Origin of the sequence: Flavobacterium sp. HBTb2-11-1 (assembly GCF_009826975.1) — a bacterium.
Taxonomy (GTDB): Bacteria; Bacteroidota; Bacteroidia; order Flavobacteriales; family Flavobacteriaceae; genus Flavobacterium.
Window position 1 is genome coordinate 356,653 of sequence record NZ_WUMO01000001.1, and the last position, 20,997, is coordinate 377,649.

At 33.9% G+C, this 20,997-nt stretch carries 22 protein-coding genes and 1 tRNA gene; 17 read left to right on the forward strand and 6 right to left on the reverse strand.

Going from position 1 to position 20,997, the window contains the following annotated elements; genetic code table 11:
• Positions 1-114 precede the first annotated feature (114 nt).
• From GR162_RS01650 to GR162_RS01665, 4 genes are all read left to right on the forward strand, one after another.
• Complete coding sequence (locus GR162_RS01650) at positions 115-939, forward strand: AraC family transcriptional regulator (protein WP_160780748.1); 825 nt, start codon at positions 115-117, stop codon at positions 937-939.
• 508 nt (positions 940-1,447) lie between these two features.
• Positions 1,448-2,740: a TolC family protein gene (locus GR162_RS01655; RefSeq protein WP_237421269.1), complete on the forward strand. Its 1,293-nt coding sequence runs from the start codon at positions 1,448-1,450 to the stop codon at positions 2,738-2,740.
• 121 nt (positions 2,741-2,861) lie between these two features.
• Entirely contained in the window at positions 2,862-3,911 is a 1,050-nt protein-coding gene (locus tag GR162_RS01660; RefSeq protein WP_160780750.1) for an HlyD family secretion protein, read from the forward strand.
• 1 nt (position 3,912) lies between these two features.
• The gene (locus GR162_RS01665) at positions 3,913-5,496 is read left to right on the forward strand and encodes an MFS transporter (RefSeq protein WP_160780751.1); all 1,584 of its coding nucleotides are present in this window, start codon (positions 3,913-3,915) and stop codon (positions 5,494-5,496) included.
• Positions 5,497-5,800: 304 nt separating this feature from the next.
• Here the strand turns inward: GR162_RS01665 and GR162_RS01670 are convergent, their stop codons facing one another.
• On the reverse strand, positions 5,801-6,421 hold the full coding sequence (locus GR162_RS01670; protein ID WP_160780752.1) for a hypothetical protein: 621 nt from the start codon (positions 6,419-6,421) through the stop codon (positions 5,801-5,803).
• Between the two features lie 129 nt (positions 6,422-6,550).
• Between GR162_RS01670 and GR162_RS01675 the strand changes: the two genes are divergently transcribed.
• Positions 6,551-7,213 carry an HAD family phosphatase gene (locus GR162_RS01675; RefSeq protein ID WP_160780753.1) on the forward strand — a complete coding sequence of 221 codons (663 nt, stop codon included), beginning with the start codon at positions 6,551-6,553 and terminating at the stop codon, positions 7,211-7,213.
• A 108-nt stretch (positions 7,214-7,321) separates the two neighbouring features.
• On the opposite strand, the gene GR162_RS01680 is transcribed toward GR162_RS01675, so the two are convergent.
• From GR162_RS01680 to GR162_RS01690, 3 genes are all read right to left on the reverse strand, one after another.
• On the reverse strand, positions 7,322-8,113 hold the full coding sequence (locus GR162_RS01680; protein WP_160780754.1) for a hypothetical protein: 792 nt from the start codon (positions 8,111-8,113) through the stop codon (positions 7,322-7,324).
• A 314-nt stretch (positions 8,114-8,427) separates the two neighbouring features.
• Positions 8,428-8,901, reverse strand: coding sequence for a YcxB family protein (locus tag GR162_RS01685; RefSeq protein ID WP_160780755.1), 474 nt, complete (start codon positions 8,899-8,901; stop codon positions 8,428-8,430).
• A 24-nt stretch (positions 8,902-8,925) separates the two neighbouring features.
• A complete protein-coding gene (locus GR162_RS01690; protein WP_160780756.1) occupies positions 8,926-9,156 on the reverse strand; it encodes a helix-turn-helix domain-containing protein in 231 nt (76 codons plus the stop codon).
• Between the two features lie 87 nt (positions 9,157-9,243).
• On the opposite strand from GR162_RS01690, the gene GR162_RS01695 reads away from it, so the two are divergent.
• The 3 genes from GR162_RS01695 (at position 9,244) to GR162_RS01705 (ending at position 11,376) form a co-directional block, all read left to right on the forward strand.
• Positions 9,244-9,477, forward strand: a complete 234-nt coding sequence (locus GR162_RS01695; RefSeq protein WP_160780757.1) for a hypothetical protein — start codon at positions 9,244-9,246, stop codon at positions 9,475-9,477.
• 251 nt (positions 9,478-9,728) lie between these two features.
• Positions 9,729-10,304 carry a DUF4468 domain-containing protein gene (locus GR162_RS01700; protein ID WP_160780758.1) on the forward strand — a complete coding sequence of 192 codons (576 nt, stop codon included), beginning with the start codon at positions 9,729-9,731 and terminating at the stop codon, positions 10,302-10,304.
• Between the two features lie 127 nt (positions 10,305-10,431).
• Entirely contained in the window at positions 10,432-11,376 is a 945-nt protein-coding gene (locus GR162_RS01705; RefSeq protein WP_160780759.1) for a helix-turn-helix domain-containing protein, read from the forward strand.
• Between the two features lie 75 nt (positions 11,377-11,451).
• Here the strand turns inward: GR162_RS01705 and GR162_RS01710 are convergent.
• Positions 11,452-11,533: transfer RNA gene (locus GR162_RS01710), tRNA-Leu, on the reverse strand.
• A gap of 110 nt (positions 11,534-11,643) precedes the next feature.
• Between GR162_RS01710 and GR162_RS01715 the strand changes: the two genes are divergently transcribed.
• From GR162_RS01715 to GR162_RS01740, 7 genes are all read left to right on the forward strand, one after another.
• Positions 11,644-13,032 carry a dipeptidase gene (locus GR162_RS01715; protein ID WP_008466344.1) on the forward strand — a complete coding sequence of 463 codons (1,389 nt, stop codon included), beginning with the start codon at positions 11,644-11,646 and terminating at the stop codon, positions 13,030-13,032.
• A gap of 233 nt (positions 13,033-13,265) precedes the next feature.
• Positions 13,266-13,721: an energy transducer TonB gene (locus tag GR162_RS01720; RefSeq protein WP_160780760.1), complete on the forward strand. Its 456-nt coding sequence runs from the start codon at positions 13,266-13,268 to the stop codon at positions 13,719-13,721.
• 192 nt (positions 13,722-13,913) lie between these two features.
• Positions 13,914-14,165 carry a hypothetical protein gene (locus tag GR162_RS22200; RefSeq protein ID WP_237421270.1) on the forward strand — a complete coding sequence of 84 codons (252 nt, stop codon included), beginning with the start codon at positions 13,914-13,916 and terminating at the stop codon, positions 14,163-14,165.
• Positions 14,153-14,344, forward strand: coding sequence for a hypothetical protein (locus GR162_RS22210; protein WP_370516226.1), 192 nt, complete (start codon positions 14,153-14,155; stop codon positions 14,342-14,344). Before GR162_RS22200 ends, GR162_RS22210 begins: the two co-directional genes overlap by 13 nt.
• A 19-nt stretch (positions 14,345-14,363) precedes the next feature.
• Positions 14,364-15,326, forward strand: coding sequence for a DUF6624 domain-containing protein (locus tag GR162_RS01730; RefSeq protein ID WP_160780761.1), 963 nt, complete (start codon positions 14,364-14,366; stop codon positions 15,324-15,326).
• Positions 15,323-15,697 (forward strand): BlaI/MecI/CopY family transcriptional regulator, encoded by a 375-nt coding sequence (locus GR162_RS01735; RefSeq protein ID WP_008466353.1) that lies wholly within the window; start codon positions 15,323-15,325, stop codon positions 15,695-15,697. The genes GR162_RS01730 and GR162_RS01735 overlap by 4 nt, the downstream gene beginning before the upstream one ends.
• A complete protein-coding gene (locus GR162_RS01740; protein WP_237421271.1) occupies positions 15,694-16,917 on the forward strand; it encodes an energy transducer TonB in 1,224 nt (407 codons plus the stop codon). Before GR162_RS01735 ends, GR162_RS01740 begins: the two co-directional genes overlap by 4 nt.
• 110 nt (positions 16,918-17,027) lie before the next feature.
• Here the strand turns inward: GR162_RS01740 and GR162_RS01745 are convergent, their stop codons facing one another.
• Entirely contained in the window at positions 17,028-18,392 is a 1,365-nt protein-coding gene (locus GR162_RS01745; protein ID WP_160780762.1) for a saccharopine dehydrogenase family protein, read from the reverse strand.
• A 187-nt stretch (positions 18,393-18,579) separates the two neighbouring features.
• Here GR162_RS01745 and GR162_RS01750 point away from each other — a divergent pair, with 187 nt between their 5' ends.
• Positions 18,580-18,966, forward strand: coding sequence for a DUF423 domain-containing protein (locus GR162_RS01750; protein ID WP_008466361.1), 387 nt, complete (start codon positions 18,580-18,582; stop codon positions 18,964-18,966).
• Between the two features lie 301 nt (positions 18,967-19,267).
• Entirely contained in the window at positions 19,268-20,872 is a 1,605-nt protein-coding gene (gene pckA, locus GR162_RS01755) for a phosphoenolpyruvate carboxykinase (ATP) (protein ID WP_066032973.1), read from the forward strand.
• Positions 20,873-20,997 lie beyond the last annotated feature (125 nt).

The following is a 20,997-nucleotide window of genomic DNA, read 5'->3' on the forward strand; positions in this document are numbered from 1 at the left end:
TATTCAGTTAGTTGTATTCTGCATAAAAAGACTTTCTTTTTTATTTTGGCAACTTTTATTTATTCATTTCTTGCGTATATTTAATATCGTAAAAAGGGCCTTTATTAAACATCAATGGAATATTCCGGTCAAAAATTAGATAAGTATTACATCAGGAAAGTAGATGCTGATAAAAAAAGCATTTACTGCCACCACGATTTGATGGGTGAATTGTTTATTCCGCCACACAGACACCAAAAAGCACAATTACTTTATGCCGAAGGCGATGTTGTTTTTGTAACTACAGAAACCAAAACCTATTTTTTGCCTGCAAGACACTTTATTTGGATTCCGAGTGGAGTGGAACATAGTATTGAACCGAAATCGGAAAGTGTGACGATGCGAAATCTATATTTTCCTGTTGAAAAAGACGAAGATGACTTTTATAAAGTAGAAGGAATATATCCCGTAAACAATTTGTTATTGCAAATGATGCTTTTTACGAATCGATGGAATGGTGATCTTAAAAAAGGAACTCCAAACTTTACTATTGCCAAAGCTATAAAGGCGATTCTCCCGCAAATTTGTACCAATAATTTACCTTTAGAATTACCGCAGCCAAAAGACAAACGTCTTGGTAAAATCCTTCGTTATATAGAAAATAATCTCGGAGAAACCATTCTGTTTGCCAATGTAGCGCATGAATTTGGTTTTAGCGAACGCTCTTTGTATCGTTTGTTTCAGAAAGACCTCAAAATGTCTTTTATTCAATATTATACCATAAGAAGAATCTTAAAAGCAATCGAACTTTTATTAGAAAGAAAGCTTTCTGTAAAAGAGGTAGCCGAAGAAGTTGGTTACAATAGCGTACCGACTTTCAGTAACACATTCTTCAAGATTTTAGGCCAAAGACCTTCTGATTACTTAAACGGAGAGGAGATTTTGGAGCGCGGTAAATAGATTTTTTTCACGCAGATTTACACATATTTTATTCTGTGCTAAAAATTTTCTCTCGCAGATTCCGCAGATTTAAGGGATTTTTTGAAATGCGCTAAATGATTGTTTCACGCAGATTTATACAGATTTAAGCTGATTCAACAGATTCTTTATCTTTTGCTAAATATTTTCTCTAGCAGATTTTGGGGATTTTTTCAAATGCTTAAAAATCTGCTCAATCTGCCAAATCTGCGAGAGAAAAATAAAATCTGAGTCCTTTGCCAAAATCACTTTAAATCTGCGTGAAACAACTTTAATTCTTAACTATTTGTTTTTCAATGTTTTAATATAACGTTTTCGGGAAATGGAATTTTAACATTTGTCCGAAATGAATATGTTCTTGGCTTTTTAGAATTATCAGTCACGAGAAAAATGAAGGAACTTTGCAGCATCAAATATTAATGTATTTATGTTCCTTAAAACAACAAATTCTACAGACGATTGTTTTCCCAGAGTCCTGCTGTTAATCTTAATGATGTTAACATTCAATGGCTTACAAGCGCAGGAAGTCCACACAGTTTCGCTAAAAGATGCGATGAAACTGGCTAAAGAAAACAACAAAAAAATCCTTAGATCTCAATTGGAGGTCACGCTCTCAGAGCAAAACATTAAAGAAAGAAAAGAACTTCGATTGCCAGACGTGCAGCTAAACGGCATGTATTCTCGCATTACGAATATTACCGAATTTAAAGGAAGCGGATTCTTAAAAGACAAAGAAGTAACTCCAGCGATTCCTGAAATTTATGAGGTCAATTCGACTTTTAAAATGCCAATTTATGCGGGAAATAAGATTAATAACGCTATCAAAATTGCGAATCAGGAAAACGAAATCGCCAAAATAAAAACAGAAAAGACCGAAAATGATATCGAGCTTGAAGTGGTAGCCAATTATCTGGCGATTTATAAAATGATGGAGCTTCAGAAAATTTTTGAAGAAAATATCAAAGAAGAAAAAAGTCGATTGAAAGAAGTCCAATCGCTTCAAAAACATGGAACGGTTACGAAAAACGAGGTTATTCGTGCCGAATTACAGCTTTCAGATCGCGAATTGAATGCGTTAACTAACTCCAAAAACATTAAAATCGCACTTCACGATCTGAAAACGCTGATCCAAATTCCAGAAAATGAAGAAATTGTAATCGATACAACTTCAAGTCTTGATGAAATGAACGGTCTAGATCCGTATGATTTTTATATGACAAAAGCTTTGCAAAACGAAGAAATGCGTATTGCAAGCCAAGAATTAAACATCAGCAAAACGGAATTGAAATTGGTTAAAGGAAATTACTTGCCAAGCGTTCATTTCTTTGGAAACTATGGTTTTTATTATCCAAACTACAAATTCTTTCCGCCAAATCCGTATTTGTACACTTTAGGGCAAGTGGGGATTGAAGCTACTTTTGACCTTTCGTCTTTGTATAAAAACAAGACCAAAATGGAGCAGGCCAATACCAAAATCAAATGGCAGGAAATGCAGAATGAAATTGTAAAAGAGGAAATTCAGGATAAGCTGTATAAAGAACACACGCAATATCAGGAAATCCTTGAAAAGTTTGTGGTGGTTGATAAAGCTTTGGATTTAGCTGAAGAAAACTATCGAATCGTGAAGCTGAAATACTTAAACCAGTTGGTGTTAATTACCGAAATGGTCGATGCCGATAATGCTTTGCTTCAGGCGAAATACAACAAAATTTCTACCCGATTGGATGCGGTTTTAAAACATTACGAACTGCTTCATACGGCGGGAATGATGCCTCAGAGCTAGATGTTGAAAGACTGGGCTAAAGTCTTGAGAGACAAGAAGAAAGAAGAAAGACTTGATAGACGAAAGAAGCAAGAGAAAAGACATTTTAGAAAAGAACTAAGTTAAAGAGAAAAAGAAAGATATGGTTAAGATTAAAAATGAAACTAGAAGAAATAAAACGTTTCATATACTAATAACGATTATTGCGTGTACGCTTGTGATAAGCGGAGTTATTTTGGGAATTTGGTTTTATGTTTTCAACCGAAATCACGAAGAAACGAATGACGCCCAGGTGGAGCAATATGTAACACCAATTATGTCTAGAATTACGGGTTATGTGCAGGAAGTTCGTTTCAACGAAAATCAGTTTGTGCATAAAGGTGATACTTTGGTGGTAATTGATAATAGAGAATACAAATCGAAACTGGACGTGGCTCTTGCCGATGTTCAGAATGCGAAACAAAATAGCGTTGTGGCTGAGAAAAATGCCATAAATACGGCAAGCGCAACAGCGATTAACGAAGCGCAGTTAGAAGCTGCAAAGTCGAATCTTTGGAAAACCAAATTAGAATACGAAAGATATAAAGCTTTGGTAAGCGAAGAGGCAGCAACTTCTCAGCAATTAGAAAAAGTAAAAGCGGATTATGAATCGGCGCAGGCGCATTTTCAGGAAATGAAAAACAGAATTCATACTTCGGCTTTGAGCACTTCAGTTGCCGAAGCCAATGTTCCGACGACACAGACGAATATTGCTTCAAAACAAGCTGTGGCTGATAATGCGGCTTTATTTCTTTCGTATACGATTATTACCGCACCGTATGACGGTTGGGTTGGAAAACGAACTTTACAGCCAGGACAGTTGGTAAAAGAAGGACAATCTTTGCTTTCTATTGTAAGTAAAGAAAAATGGATTACAGCCAATTTTAAAGAAACGCAATTGCAATATTTAACCGTTGGGCAAGATGTTGAAATAAAAGCCGATGCGTTGAGCGATAAAACTTTTGTTGGCACAATAGCTTCTTTATCTCCAGCGAGCGGGGCAAGATTTTCATTGCTTCCTCCAGATAATGCAACGGGTAACTTCGTAAAAATCGAACAAAGAATTCCGGTTAGAATTCAGTTGAAAGACAGCGACAAACAAACTGACTTTTTAAGAGCGGGAATGAATATTACTGTGATCGCAGCACACTAAAATGGAAGATAAAAGTATATTTAAATCATGGGTTCCAAAATGGGCAATCATTACAATTTTGTTTGTTTGTCTCTTGCATTCCATGATTTTATTGGGAGTTTATACGTCAAACGTAACGTATGCGGCAAGTTTTCTGGACATTGAGCCCGAAGATTTGCAGTTTGCAATGTGCGTTACATACGGAACTCTGCTGGCGACAATTCTCATAGAAAGCCGATTTTCGAGTTTTTTCCCCGCCAAAAATTACCTCATAGGAGTATATTCCTTAATTGGGGTTACGATTGTGGCGTCGGGTTATGTCGATAATTTTGCGGTTTTCTTGCTTTTGAGGGTTGCCGAAGGAATCTTAATGGCGCTTCCTGCAATTACCATCAGACAATTGCTTATTGAGCAGTTTGATTCTAAAAATGCTATTATAATTGGATTTTCCTTTTATTATGGTTCGTTACTGCTGTCAACGCCTTTTATTATGAATATTGCGGTTTGGTTTCTGGATCATTACGACTGGAAATACATGCTGTATGTTTCGGGCGGATTGCAGGTTTTAAATGTCTTTTTAATCTTGGTTACTTTTCGTGGGCACCGAATCACAAAGAAAATCCCGTTGTATCAAATCGACTGGATGAGCTATTTTTTGGTTTTAACAGCGATTCTTTGCGGTGCCTACTTTTTTGTGTATGCCGAGAAGAAATATTGGTTTGAATCTTCTCAAATGGTTTTAATGCTTATTATGGCACTTATTACGGGAGGTTTGTTCATCTTTAAAGAGCTTTTGGTTAAAAGGCCCACTTTTGATTTTGAAGTCTTTAAATATGCCAATCTTAGAATTGGGTTCTTATTGTTTTTCCTGTTTTACATCAGCAGAGCAACGTTGAGTCTTTGCCATTCGGCTATGTATTCGATTTGGAATTGGGATCCGTCGCGTGTTGCGGGCGTGCAGTACATTAACGGACTCGGAAATGTAATCGGATTGATTTTGGCGGCTTATTTCCTCATGAAATCGGTTTCTACCAAAATTATTTTCCTGATTGGTTTTTCGCTAATTGCCTTGTATCATTTTTGGTTTACGTTTCTTTTTGTGCCCGATGTGGCTTTATCAAATATTATTGTTCCGTACTTTTTGCAGGGTATCGGAGTGGGGTTTTTATTTGTTCCGTTAATTCTCTTTACCACATCTTCGGTTCCTGCAAATATGGCGGTTTCTTCGGGAATTGTCGGCGTTTCGGGACGTTTTTGGGGAAGTACGATTGGGTTTTGCGTCATGCAGAATGCAACAGTATTTTTAAACAAAAAGCACTTTTTAAAGCTAAGCCAATTCGTAACGGGCGAAAATCCCGAAGCACAGCAAACCATCGCCAGTACTACGCAGAGTTTTATTGCCAAAGGATATTCGGCAGATAATGCCAATGTTTTAGCCATGAAAAAGATCTTCGGAAGCATTACCAAACAATCGACTCTCTTAGCTGATATGGAAATTTATACGATTGTAGGTTACGGTCTTTTGGTTTTGATAATTCTTATTGCATGCAATCAGCATTTGAGACAGACAATGACTTTGATGAAAAGTAAAATTTGGATTGGTTAAAGATTTTGTTTGCTTCGCCTGTTCGAGCATAGCTCTCGAGTCAGGTTTAAAGTTCCAGGTTCAAAGTTATTCCGTGTAGTTTGTCATTTCGAGGAACGAGAAATCACACGCGGGATTCGACGCAGATTGGCGATTCGCTTTGCGGAATTTCTAGTGTGATTTCTCCTTACGTCGAAATGACAAACTGTGCGCTTAGTGCGATCTTAAAAAAAACTTTGCGACTATGTGACTTTGCGAGAGACTAAAAAAACTCAGCGAATCTCTGCGTAATTCGTCACAGATTAGAGAATTTCTTTTGTAGTAATTAATTAAAATCCTGTTTTATGATCTCTTCTGCTTTGCGGTTTTCTTTATCGTAAAGTAGGGTAAGGTTTTTTTCAAAAGCAGGATTTATGATTTTTAGATACCAATCTATTTCGATAGATTTAATGTTTTCGCTTAATCTGCTGATAAATTGAAACCATCCCCAAGTCGATTCGGAAATGGTGAATTTATTTGAATCTTGAGTATAAACGTCAATGCAAATTTCGTCTTCGGTTATTAAATCTATTTTATAAGCAAAAACGGTTTTAATTTCGTCCCATTTGTAGGTTTGATAATGATTTTCATTAGTGATGGTAAAACTATCTTCGGTGTATGTGAAAATTCCTAAATCGTTTTGATTTTCTGCTGTTTGCAAAGAAATTATTTCTTTTCCTAATGTTGAATTTGGAGAAACAAACAAGTTTTTTGGATTCAAAAATCTAATAAGTATAAAAAAACCTCCGCCTCCAAATAAAAGTAATGGAAACCAGAAACGAATTTCATTCACTTTTCCTGTCCATAAAACCATGAAAGTGAATAAGAAACAGATAACAATCAAAATGATTTGTTTGGTTTTACTTTCCCAAATAACATTTTTGTCTTTGTATTTTATTTTTTCCATGATAATTTACAATTTGTGCAAACGAAGTTATAAAAAGGTTTTCAAAATATCTTAATTTCTTAAACGCTTAAATTTCACAAACCGTATAAATGGTCGTATCTTGCACCCGTTTAAAAAACAAATAAAATTATGAGCCAGCAATGTGTAATTTTTGATATGGACGGCGTGATTTCGCATACAAATCCGCATCATGTGATCGCTTTTGAAAAATTTTTCGATAAATATAATATTCCGTACACTCAGGAAGAATTTGAAGAACATATGTACGGAAAACACAATAGTTATATCATGACGCATTTCTTCAAACGTCCGATTGCGGGAGAAGAATTGATAAAACTGGAAGACGAAAAAGAAGGAATGTTTCGTGAAATTTACAAAGACAAAGTCGAAACGATTCCGCATTATATGGATTTTTTAAACGAATTAAAATCCCGTGGTTTTAAAACTGCAGTTGCTACATCGGCGCCGCGTGCGAATCTGGATTTAATTGCCAATTTCTTGAAACTAGGCGAAAAAATGGATTCGATGATGTCATCAGAAGACGTTACGTTTCATAAACCAAATCCTGAAGTATATCTAAAATCGGCAGAACGTGTTGGTGTTTCTCCGTCAGATTGTGTGGTTTTCGAAGATTCTTTTTCGGGAATTACAGCAGGATTAAATGCCGGAATGAAAGTCGTTGGCGTTTTAAGCACGCATAAAAAAGAAGAACTTCCGCCATGCGATTTTTATATAAATGATTATAGTGAAGTGAATGTGGATAAAATCCTTGAGATTTTAGGCAAAAACTAATTTATAAAAAGTAAAATATAAACTTTGCGACTCTGCGTCTTTGCGAGATTAATTTTTAAGTATTAAACTTATGAATCTCTCGCAAAGTCGCGAAGTCGCAAAGCTTTTTTAATACTTCTCCTCCAAAAAAGCCATCCATCCTTTTTCAAATTCCTCTTGCGTTACGTTCAATGTTTTTTCGATGTTACCGAAAGAAGCAATCAGTTTGGGCAGAATATCTTTTCCCCATTTTTTAGTCATATATTCGATTATCGTGTAGCCAATGTTGTAAATCTGATTGCCGTGATTAAGATCTTCTAAAGTCAGGTTTTTGCTTTTGGCGTATTTCACGCTTAGCGAATTAACTTCTCCTGCTTCAAAAATACTAATCGATTCCCAGAGCCAGCGCGGATATTCGGCTTTAAACTTTTTATCAAATTCCTTTTCAAAAGTCAGTCGGTCTTGGGTGATAATCGTGTCTTTTGCTTTATAAATTAATATGTTGAGCTGAACGCAATGCGTAAACTCATGCAAAGCCGTTTTGAGAGGATCATCTGGAAAAATAGAATTAAACCAATTCGTCCATATAAAATGAAATTCGTTTGGACCGCGGCTTGTGCCTTTTGTGTTTTCTGTTAAACCTGTCGCTTCATTAAACTTAAATTGCGAACCGTAAACAAAAACCTTTATTGGCTCGTGTTCTACGTCTTTTAGATTTTCTCTTATTTTAGAATAGTTTTCCTCAAGATGTTTGCTGACTTTTTCAGCTTCGCTTTTATAAATTCCGGTATAGGAAACGATAAAATGTTCTGATTTAAGAGTTCGGGTTTCGTGTTGAACGGTAAAACTTCGAACTGTTCTTGCAAAATAAAAGACAGCAATAATTGCTAAAAAAAGGACTAGTAATCTGTATTTTCTCATGTGTCTAAATGTTTTTTGAGATTTAAAAACAAGTGAAATTTTGAGAATTAGGTTTTTGGTTTTTTAAAAGTAAGAATATTTAAATACTAAAGTGTAAAATAATTAAAGAAATTTCTGAATTTTAAATTTTGGCGTGTTTTAATCTCGCAATCCCGATAGCTATTGGGATCAGAGTCGCAAAATTTTTTTAGCCACAGATTATTAGGATTAAAAAGGATTTTTTTTAACGGCGAAATCACAAAACTAGATGAATTGCCTCCTGCTTTAGCTGGAGGTTTTTTTATGTTTAAAGAAGAAAAGGCTTTAGCCAAATATTATTTGTTTTTAATCTTTAGAAATACTTCATTTCTAAACCAATTTTCATCTTCCTTGGATTCGAAAACTCTTTTTGGAAAGTAAAGGCACTGACTTTTTGAAACGTATAAAAGGTAGAGATCTTTTAATTCTAGAACTTTAATAAAATTCTGCATAGCAATTGTGCTTTCAGATGTTTCTCCGATTGTATAAATAATTTTATCTGTAAAAACTTCATGTTGCATTTCTGCAAAAAAGGCTCTGTTTTCTTTTGAATTTGCAAATCTCCAATATTGAAATAATATAATTAAAGGATATAAAATGCTAAATACAATTAGAAAAGTGTCTGAAGAATCTTTTTTGTCTTTAAAAAGAACTGCAATCGTCAGAAACCACATGAAAGCAAACAACCACCATCGCTTTTTTAATAAAACTCTAATAATAAATGAGAGATATTCTTTTTTGGTAAGTTGAAATTTTTTGGTTTTAATCATTTGAGGTTAAGGAAAGTTTTGAGTTTATTTCAAAGGAAAATCAAGCAACTCTTTAGGTTCAATATCTAAAGCATTGGCAATTTTTATGAGAGTTTTTACCGTAGTATTTATTTCAGCTCTTTCAATTCTGCCGATCTGAGTTTTTTTGATGTCGCAATCATCAGCCAAAGCTTGCTGTGATAAGCCTTTTTTTTCACGTAATTGTCTTATGTGAGTCCCAAGATTTGCAATAAAGATTTCTTCTGAAATATCCATATTTCAAAATTCCTAAGATTTATTTTTGGCTAGGTCACATTTATGTGACCAAAAATATTATATTTGTCCCATCTAAAAAATAAGACAATGGCTACAAATGATCTCTCAGAAGAAACAGAAAAAAGACTAAAAGATTTTTTTATTGATGTTATTGATACAAAAGATATGGCGAAAGCAATTAGAGAAGTAAATTATGTGCTTTCGTTGTGTTCGTTGCGAGGATGTGAAACCATAGAATCTGAAGTCAAGAACATCGATGATAGTTTTTATTGGCTCAATAGATTGGCAGAAGCTCTTGATCCTTATTTAGAGATTGATTAAAGAAACAATTCATCTCGACGAAAGGAGAAACAAAAAGCAAAACCGACAAAAATTCCAGAGTGATTTCCGCAATTTTTTTCATAGTGTACAAACTGTTGGTGATGCTGAAAAGCTCCTTTCGTCAAGATGGATTAGTATATAGTTTGTATATGTAGCTTTTGTTTAAATATATTTGAAAAAGTTTACGGAAAACCGTAAGGTGCTTATAATCTATCTATTTACATTTGATAAATATTAATTAAAAAACTAAAATGAAAAAAATCATATTTTTAATATTATTTGTTTCTGGAATTGTAAATGCTCAAGAATCTGAATTTACATTTGACAATAATAAAGGGATGACTGATTATGTGGTTACACCTGTTGAAGGAAAAAGTGCTCAAGAAATTTATAAAAAGGTTATTGAGTGGATAAAAACAACTTATAAGAATCCTGATAAAGTTATTTTGTCTACAATTGAAAATGAATACATAAGGTTTGAGGGAAGTTCAGAAGCTTTATTTGCAAATCATATTCCTATGCTGGGAAAAACATATTATCCGACAAAATATCAAATCGAAATTTCTGTAAAAGATAACAAGTATAAATTTGACTTAATCAGTATGCAAAATTATTACACTGGAAATAAGTATTCAGCAGGAGGTTGGACAAATAATGTAATTTTTAATTCAAATACAAAGGAAGGGTTGGATACATATTATAAAAAAGATGGAAGTTTAAAGAGTTTGTGGAAATATATTCCCGAAGTTCCATCGTATTTTAATGAACTAAATAAATCTCTTTTGTCAAGTATTGAATCTGGAGCTAGAAAAAATGATAATTGGTAACTCTTTAATCATAAGATCTTTTACTTAGCTAAAAAAGCAGAAAAGAAAATTTGAAAATGAAATTTGGGGTAAAAAACGAAGGGTGCTAGAATAAGAATATTGATATTATTTTAATTTCAGGTTAAATATGAATTCAAATTATATAGAAAAAATATTTCGTAAAAAAAGAGACGAAGTTATTTTAGATGATGTGAAAGATTATTTTTCAACTCCACAAGAAGAATCTTCTGTCGTCGAATTTAAAAGTGGAGAAGTTGAGATTAATGATATTTTTAAAGAAATAGCTGCATTTTTAAATACTGAAGGTGGTTTGTTGATTATTGGTGCGCCAAGAGAAACGAAACATACAATAGGTAAGAATGTTGTTAAAGTATGTCAAGGTGAATTAATCTATTCGAATTTTAAAAATAAGGATTGGTTATATCAAAAAATAGCGTCTAATATTGTTCCTACACCAACAGATTTGAAAATTGAAGAGTTTTTAACTGAAAAAGGAAATGTTTTTTTAATTGACATTTCTCAAAGCTTAAATCCTCCGCATCAATGTTCTTCAGATGGAAAGTATTATTTAAGGCTTGAACGAGACGCAAAACCTGCGCCTCATGGGATTGTTCAAGCCTTATTTAATAAAAGAAGAGTTCCTTCTTTAAATGCTGATATTAAAGTTAGAGATATTAAAAATTATGTAGATGCAATTACAATAACAATAAAAAATGAATCTTCTGTCCCAGCTGAAAAAGTATCATTTATGATTGAGGTTTATAACGTTGAGAATATTTATTCGGATCATAAAATTTTAGTTTTTGACGATTCTCTGGGGAAAAAATTTAGTTTAAGCAATCAAGTACCACAAGTATTAGTTCAAGTTATTGGTATACCTATAAAGTTTGATATTAGACACTTTAATAGGGATTATGTGATTTTTGTTGCTTTTTGGTGTAGAGATGTAGATTTTGACTTTAAGTTTTTCACATACCGTCCAAGTGAAAAAAAGATAGTTACAGAAGCAACACTTAAAGATGGAATGTTGTTGCAAGAAGAATTAAAGCGAATTCAAAACATTGAAAATTAGCATGCTAAATTTTGTAGAGAATTATTGTAGTATAAACAAAAAAGCTTCTGAAAAATCTTCAGAAGCTTTTTTTAGTGCGGATAATAGGACTCGAACCTACACGCCTTGCGGCACCAGATCCTAAGTCTGGCACGTCTACCAATTTCGCCATATCCGCGGTAATTGTGGGTGCAAAGATAGGCATACTTTTGAATTATCAAAGCATTTTTTGAAAATTTTTTTTAATTCTCTTTTTCGTACTTTTGGTTTTCTATAAAAATAATTTAAATGGAAAATATTAAGTCCTACGTTCAACAACATAAAGATCGGTTTATCAACGAATTGATCGAATTATTAAAGATTCCGTCGGTTTCTGCCGACACTGCATATTCTCAAGATGTTATTGACACAGCAGAGGCTGTAAAAGAAAGTTTATCAAAAGCAGGGTGCGATTATGTTGAAACTTGCGACACTCCAGGTTACCCAATTATCTACGGAGAGAAAATCATAGATCCAAATCTTCCAACGGTTTTAGTTTACGGCCACTACGACGTACAACCGCCAGATCCATTAGAATTATGGACTTCACCACCTTTTGAACCGGTTATTAAAACTACAGATATTCACCCAGAAGGCGCAATCTTCGCGCGTGGAGCATGTGACGACAAAGGTCAGATGTACATGCACGTAAAAGCGCTTGAGTTAATGGTGCAAAGCAATACGTTGCCTTGTAACGTAAAATTCATGATCGAAGGCGAAGAAGAAGTTGGTTCTGCAAGTTTGGCTTGGTTCGTAGAGCGTAATCAGGAAAAACTGAAAAACGACGTAATCTTGATTTCAGATACAGGAATGATCTCTAACCAACAGCCGTCTATCACGACAGGTTTAAGAGGTTTGAGTTATGTTGAAGTAGAAGTTACTGGTCCGAACCGCGATTTGCATTCAGGTTTATACGGTGGAGCTGTGGCAAACCCAATTAATATTCTGGCAAAAATGATTGCTTCGCTTCACGACGAAAACAATCATATTACCATTCCAGGTTTCTACGATAAAGTAGAAGAATTATCTGCAGAAGAAAGAGCAGAAATGGCAAAAGCGCCTTTCAGCTTAGAAAAATATAAAAATGCTTTAAACATTGCTGATGTTTACGGCGAAAAAGGATATGTAACGAACGAAAGAAACTCTATCCGTCCGACTTTAGACGTAAACGGAATCTGGGGCGGTTATACTGGTGAAGGCGCTAAAACGGTTATTGCGAGTAAAGCTTTCGCTAAAATCTCGATGCGTTTGGTTCCAAATCAGGATTGGGAAGAGATTACAGAACTTTTCACAAAACATTTTACAAGTCTTGCTCCGGCTGGAGTTACAGTAAAAGTAACGCCTCACCACGGAGGTCAAGGTTATGTTACACCAATTGACAGCATTGGTTATCAGGCAGCAAATAAAGCGTATACAGAGACGTTTGGAGTTCCTGCAATTCCAGTTCGTTCTGGAGGAAGTATTCCGATTGTGGCTTTGTTTGAAAAAGAATTAAAAAGTAAAACCATCTTAATGGGATTTGGTTTGGATAGCGATGCTATTCACTCGCCAAATGAGCATTTCGGAATCTTTAATTACTTGAAAGGTATTGAGACTATTCCGTTATTTTACAAGTATTTTGTGGAGCTTTCTAAATAAGTTTTTTTTAACCGCAAAGAGCGCAAAGGTTCTTTAAAAATAAGATTATAAAAGTTCGCAAAGCTTCATCTCGTAGCTTTGCGAACTTTGTGTTTATAAGCGTTACCTTAAATAAAATACTTGCGTTCTTTGCGGTTAAATTATACGCTGAGATTTTTCGACAGGATAATATCAGAACAATTTAAATTGAACTAAAAAATTATATTTGTCTGCAAAAGACAGAAATTACAGATATGAAAAAAATACTAAGTCGGGGTTTTATATTGATAATGATTTTGTTTAGCGCCAAAAGTATGGCTCAGGATCTTACATCACAAAAGAGCGATCAGTCAAATGATGATATTTTTGTTGCTGTTCATATCGAAGCTGATTACCCAGGCGGAATTTATAGATTTCGTGATTTTGTAAAAACCAATTTTAAGATTCCTAAAAAGGCTGTGAGAAAAAAAGTGAAGGGAGAAATTCCGATACAGTTTGTAGTGGAAAAAGATGGCTCTTTGTCAGATATCAAAGTTGTGAAGAATCTGGGTTTTGGTTTAGATGAAGAAGCTTTGCGTGTTGTTCAGCTTTCGCCAAAATGGAAATATGCTTCTTTAAATGGAAAAAAAGTTAAAAGTTTAAAAACCTTTTCAATTTATATTGATACAGAAAATGAAGAAAGTAAGCGCATTTATTTTGAAAAGAAGTAATATAGATAAGTCAATTTAGAATCCGTTCAGAAATGAACGGATTTTTTTGTTTCCCATATTTTAAGATTCAAAAGAAAAACCTTTGTCACTTTGTCTCTCTGAACCTTTGTAACTAAAAAAAAAGACTTCTTTTTCTTGCACATTTAAAATTTAATTCTACATTTGTAGAAACGAATCTATAATTGTAGAACAATGAAGAATTTGAAAACCCTTTTTTTACTATTGTTTTGCGGATTAATGCTTTTGAGCTGTAAAAGCAAACCGATCAATCAGAAAATTGACAAGAAAAAAGAAGGTGTTTGGATTGATAGTTATTCGCAAGATGGAACGAATTACAAATCGTATGAATATTATAAAAATGATCTTCCGGTTAAAAATGGAGAACGTACATTAACGGAAAAATCTACAAAACAGAAAAATATAAAAACGGAATCTGTGTCGTAAAAAGTTATTACGAAAACGGAAAACTGGAATCGAAAGGGAAAACAAAATTAGAAACGAATTCGGTTGAAACGCATTGGTTTTATTTTGGAGAATGGAAGTTTTATTCGGACAAAGGAAAATTAAAGGAAATCAAAAATTACGATCAAGGACAATTGATTTCGGAACAAAATATTAAATAAACTAACCAACCTCTAAACCATGAAAAAAATAATCACGCTTTCCTTTATCATGCTGCGCTGTCTTTTCATGCAAGCTCAAACGTTTAAAGAGTGGGTTCATAAGGCGGATTCTTGCTACACGGCAAAAAATTATGAGTTGTCTGTTTCGTATTATGAAAAAGCGTTTAAGATAGAACAGAAATCTTGGTCTGATTTATATAATGCTAGCTGTTCGGCTTCTATGGCTGGGCAGCATAAAAAAGCATTTAAATGGCTGAATCTCTCTATTGATAACGGATATGAGAATATGGCGCATATAAAAATTGATGAAGATTTAAAGCACTTGCACTCAGAAAAACAGTGGAATAAAACAATTGAAAAACTGCAAAAGAAATTGGATGTTATTGGCGCAAATTATGATAAGGCGCTAGAAAAACAACTTGCAGAAATTTATACCGAAGATCAGGAAATTCGTGGAGAGTTTATGAATGTTTACAGAGCTTCAAAACCTGATAAAAAGAAAATTGACAGCATTGGAAAGATTATGGAAAGAAAAGACAGTATCAACCTCATTAAGGTGATGAAAATACTGGACGAAAGAGGCTGGTTGGGAAAAAATGTGGTAGGAACACAGGGAAATCAGACTTTGTTTCTGGTTATTCAGCATGCCGATTTACAATATCAGCAAAAATATCTGCCTATGATGAGAGAGGCCGTTAAAAATGGCAATGCCAATCCAGGAAATCTAGCGTATTTAGAAGATCGAGTAGCTTTGAGAGAGGGAAAAAAACAAATTTATGGCAGTCAGAGTTCGAAGAATAAAAAGACTGGTAAAATATGCATAGCGCCAATGATAGATCCAGATAATGTAGACAAAAGACGTGCAGAGGTCGGACTTGGCACAATGGCCGAATATGCGACAAAATTGAATATTGAATGGAATTTGGAGGAATATAAAAAGGAATTGGCTGAAACAGAAAAACTTGAAAACACGAAACCATGATACAATTATCAAATGCAGAAGAACAGTTAATGGAACATTTATGGAAGCTTGAAAAAGCTTTTATGAAAGATTTACTAGAATCGTATCCAGAACCAAAACCGGCCACAACAACGGTTGCAACTTTATTGAAAAGGATGATTGACAAGAAGTTTGTGGCGTATAACGAATTTGGAAATTCGAGAGAATATTATCCGCTGGTAAAGAAAACAGACTATTTTGCCAAACATGTGAAAGGACTAATTAGTAATTTCTTTAATAATTCGGCTTCGCAATTTGCTTCGTTTTTTACAACCGAAACCAATTTATCGGCTTCAGAATTGGAAGATCTTAAAAAAATAATCGATTCAGAAATTCAAAAAAAGAAAAAATGATAGCGTATCTTTTAAAATCGGGTTTGCTGCTTGCTGTATTTTATATTGTTTATAAAATTCTTTTGGAAAACGAAAAAATGTTTCATTTTAATCGTATTTATCTTCTCGCGAGTATAGTTTTTAGTTTGACAATTCCGTTGCAATTGTTTTCACTTGGATCTGTTTTTTCAAACGGAAACCAAAAGATTCAATTAAATCAAATTATGATTGTAACCAGTAAAGCGGTTTTAGATAAGATAAATTACAGTCAAATTCTGATTTATTTTTTAGCTGTAGTTTATGGAGTAGTTACAACGATTTTGGTTGTTCGGTTTATTCGAAATTTATTCTCCTTTTATTTCAGAATGAAAAAGAGTAAGGTGGAAATTGTAAAAGGAGAAAAAGTGGTTTTGACAAAAGAAAAAGTATTGCCTCATTCATTTTGGAACATCATTTTTATTAATCAGGAAGATTTTGAAAATGATATGATTCCGGTAGAATTAATTGTTCATGAAAAAGCACATCTAAAACAAAAACATACGGTTGATATTCTTTTTGTCGAGGTTTTGAAAATTGTGTTTTGGTTTAATCCTTTATATCTATTGTATGAAAAAGCAATAAAACTCAATCATGAATTTTTAGCGGATGAAGCGGTGAATAAAAGATTTGGAGAAGTCCGAAATTATCAGAATCTGCTTTTAGATTTTGTCTCTCATAAAAATACTCTTCCGTTGGCGAGTAATCTCAATTATTTAATAACCAAAAAACGTTTGCTTATGATGGCTAAAGAAAAGTCTCCGATTAGAATGATTTTGAAAGTAGGTTCTGTAACCACTGTCTATGTTCTGTTGCTATTTGTATTTAATACCGAAGTAATTGCACAATCCAGTATTAATGCAAAAAATCAAAATGATTATAAAATAAGTTACGACACTACAAGTGTAAAAGAACCACAATTTCCGGGAGGAATAGAAAAATTTTACATGTTTGTTGGCCAAAACTTTAAAATGCCTACAGAATTTGCGAAACAAAAGATGGAGGGGAAAATTTTTATGGAGTTTATGGTGGAAAAGGATGGAAGTCTGTCTGAATTTAAAATAGTGAAAGATTTAGGTTATGGGGTTGGAGATGAGGCTATAAGAGTTTTAAAGCTTTCTCCAAAATGGATTCCCGCAACTGAAAACGGAAAACCAGTCAGAGTTACTTATAATTTACCAATTACGATTCAGGCACCCAAATAAGAAAGTCGTTGCTCCTTTGTTGCTTAAAAAAAATCCGCTTCTTGATGGGAGAAGCGGATAAAATTAAAAACTAATTAAAAAAAATTCTAAAATAAACATGCAGATCCAGACTAGAACAAATCTGGATTGTATCCAAAATAAGGTACATTTTGTTCGTTAAAAATGACCCCATATTCTTCTAACTCCTTCAAAATTGGTTCGTAAACTTCCTTTTTGATCGGAAGCTGAACGCCTGGAGTTGTGATTTTTCCGTTTAAGATTAATAAAGTAGCAATCGCAACCGGAAGCCCAACAGTTTTTGCCATTGCAGTATACGTTTGGTCTTCGCCAATGCAAACCATTTTAGAATCGATTTGTTTCTTTTCCCCATTCAACTCATAGCCAAATTTATGATACATTACAATCATATCTTTGTCCTCAGGTTCAAGAGCCCAACTGTCGGTTAAGATTTTTTCTAAGATTTGTGCTGGAGTAGCATTTGGCAGATTTACTTTTTTGTTTGGGTTAAATAAATCCAGTTCCAAAAGCTTGTCCCACATAATATCGTCCTGATCGATTTTTAAAATCAATCGAGTTTTAATTTCGACAGAATCCGTCGGATGATACGGAAGGAAAGAATTGATAAACTGACGATAACTCATATTTTCTGACCCCTCTAAAATATAGCTATCATCAGTCATTCCAAGCTGTACAAACATATTCCAAGCGCGAGAATAACCCACTCTTCTAATTGTACCTCTATATAAGGTAAGAATATCATCTAAACCATAAACCGAACGATATTTAAGAGAATCGCGGTTAGAATACGCTTCAAACTTTCCGTAACCTTCTACTTCTAGAAATTCGGTTCTGCGAAACAAAGCGCTATACGGAATATATTTATAAGTCCCTTCTTGAATAAACTTTGCAGCACCGCCTTGACCCGCCAAAACTACATTTCTTGGCGCCCAAGTAAATTTGTAGTTCCATAAATTATTGTCAGATTCAGGAGCTACAAGTCCGCCGCAGAAAGATTCAAACAAAAGCATTTTACCGCCTTTCGATCTGATTTCGTCAATGACTTTCATGGCGCTCATATGATCGATTCCTGGATCAAGACCAATTTCATTCATGAGAATCAGATTGTTTTTGATGGCTTCTTCGTTTAAAGCCTGCATAGCGTCACTAATATAAGATGCTGTAACAAGGTGTTTTTTAAATTCAAGGCAATCTTTCGCAATTTCAATATGCAGATGCGCAGGAAGCATCGAAATAACTATTGATGCATTTGCAATAGCTTTTTTTCTTTCGTCGGCATTAAAAATATCTAAGGCAAGCGGAGTGGCATTTGGATGATCTTGTGTTTTTGCTTTCGCAAGATTCGATGAAAGGTCGGCCACCGTTAAATGCAGTTTTTCTTCATTAGATTTTGATAATAAATAGCGAATCAAAGAAGATGCAGATCTTCCTGCTCCAAATATTAAAATGTTTCTCATGTCTTAAATATTTAACACAAATATATTTAAATGTTATAAATATAACAATTCAAATTAAAGAAAATAAAATTATTTTTTTCGCAAAACCCAAAAAATAATCTGATTTTGTTCTAAATAATCTAGAAACAAAGACGGTTTTTCAGTTCGTTTGAAGTATTTTTGTTTGAAATTTCAAAAGAGATATATTATGAAAAGAAGAATCATTTTAACTGGAGCTTTTATTGGTATGTTGGCTATTATTTTGGGTGCTTTTGGTGCTCATTTATTGAAAAAATATCTGTCGGTTGACCAATTAAATACTTTTGAAGTTGGTGTTCGTTACCAAATGTACCATGCTCTTTTTCTTCTTTTTTTATCAACGCAAAAAGACCTTGCAGAAAAGACCTTAAAAACGATCTATAATTTAGTAGTGGCTGGCGTTTTGCTTTTCAGCGGTTCAATCTATTTATTGGCAACAAAAGACTACACTTTGTTCGAATCTAAAATTATCGTATTCGCAACACCTTTGGGTGGTTTCTTATTAATTATTGCTTGGACGCTATTATTCTTTACGATTTTGAAGAGAAAATCATAAAATCCCGAAAAAAAAATTCTGTCTAAGAATTAATCTTTAATTTTGTCACATAAATAACATATAACTTTATTTGTGTGACTTTTTTGTATTTTCTCTTGTTAAACAAAAATAATATAACAAAATCACTTAATAGGTTGTAATTAAACAAATTAGAAGCGGTTATTTTTTTCTTTTTGTAATTTTTAAAGTGAAATTTCTCTTTTTTCGTATAAATCAAAGTGAAATTTAAGTATTTTGAAAGAAATAAAAATTAATCTGTAATTTTGCTTTAAACAAAAAATCACACACAACTTAAAAATTTATGGACACTAATACAGTTTTCGCGCAATCGATTTCGTTAAAAGAGTTAGGAATTGAAAATGCAAAAGTTCGTTATCAACTATCTGCAGATGAATTACATGCGATTACTTTGCAGTCAGGTCAAGGTGTTGAGAATTCTACCGGAGCGTTAGCGATTAATACAGGTGAATTTACAGGTCGTTCTCCACAAGATCGTTTTATCGTAAAAGACGATATTACTAAAGATCAAGTTTGGTGGGGAAATGTAAATATCCCATTTGAGCCCCAAGCTTTTGAAAAGCTTTATAATAAGGTAACAGCATTTTTATCAAACAAAGAAGTTTTTGTTCGCGATTCTTATGTGTGCTCTGATCCAAATTATAGATTGAATGTTCGTGTTGTAACAGAAACAGCTTGGTCAAATTTGTTTTGCTACAATATGTTCTTACGCCCAGAAGCTTCAGAACTGGCAAACTTTACTCCAGAATGGACAGTAGTTTGTGCTCCAAGTTTTATGGCAGATCCTGCTGTAGACGGAACACGCCAGTCTAATTTTGCTATTTTAGATTTTACTAAAAAAATTGCTTTAATTGGTGGAACAGGTTATACAGGAGAAATGAAAAAAGGAATTTTTTCTGCATTAAACTTTATTCTTCCAGTTTTCAAAAATACACTTCCAATGCACTGTAGCGCCAATGTTGGTGAAGCAGGAGACACAGCAATCTTCTTCGGATTGTCTGGTACAGGAAAAACAACTTTATCTGCAGATCCAGAACGTAAATTAATCGGAGACGATGAGCACGGCTGGACAAATGAAAACACTGTTTTCAATTTTGAAGGCGGATGCTATGCAAAAGTGATTAATTTAACAGAAGAAAATGAACCAGACATTTTTAGAGCAATCAAAAAAGGAGCGCTTTTAGAAAATGTGGTTTTCAAAGCAGGAACAAACGTTGTTGATTTTGATGATGTTTCTATCACACAAAACACTCGTGTAAGTTACCCAATTACGCATATTGATAATGTACAGCCAGGTTTGGTTGGACACAATCCAAAAAATATATTTTTCTTAACGGCTGATTCTTTCGGAATTTTGCCTCCAATCTCAAGATTGACTCCAGGTCAGGCGGCTTACCACTTTATTTCTGGATATACAGCAAAAGTTGCTGGAACAGAAGCGGGTGTAACTGAGCCTCAACCAAACTTCTCTGCTTGTTTTGGAGCGCCATTTATGCCTTTGCACCCAACTCGCTATGCTGAAATGTTAAGCAAGAAAATGAAAGATGCGGGAGTAAAAGTTTGGTTAATTAACACAGGATGGACTGGTGGAGCTTACGGAACAGGAAGCCGTATGAAGTTGAAATATACTCGTGCTATGATTACTGCTGCATTAAAAGGAGAATTGAATGATGTAGCGTTTAAAAATCATGAAGTATTTGGAATTGAAATTCCTCAAGATTGTCCAAATGTTCCAAACGAGATTTTGAATCCTAGAAATACTTGGGAAGACAAAGATTTATACGATAAAAAAGCGCTAGAATTAGCTCACAAATTTAAAGCTAATTTTGCCAAATTTGAAGAGTTTGCCAATGCTGAAATCTTAGCAGGCGCACCAATTACAGAATAAAAGGAATTATTTGATTCAAAATAAAAAAGCTGTTCAGAAATGAACAGCTTTTTTTTAGTTGGTTTCCAATCGCAGTAAAAAAAATAGACACTGAACACGGGACTGCGACTGAAAACCTTGAAACT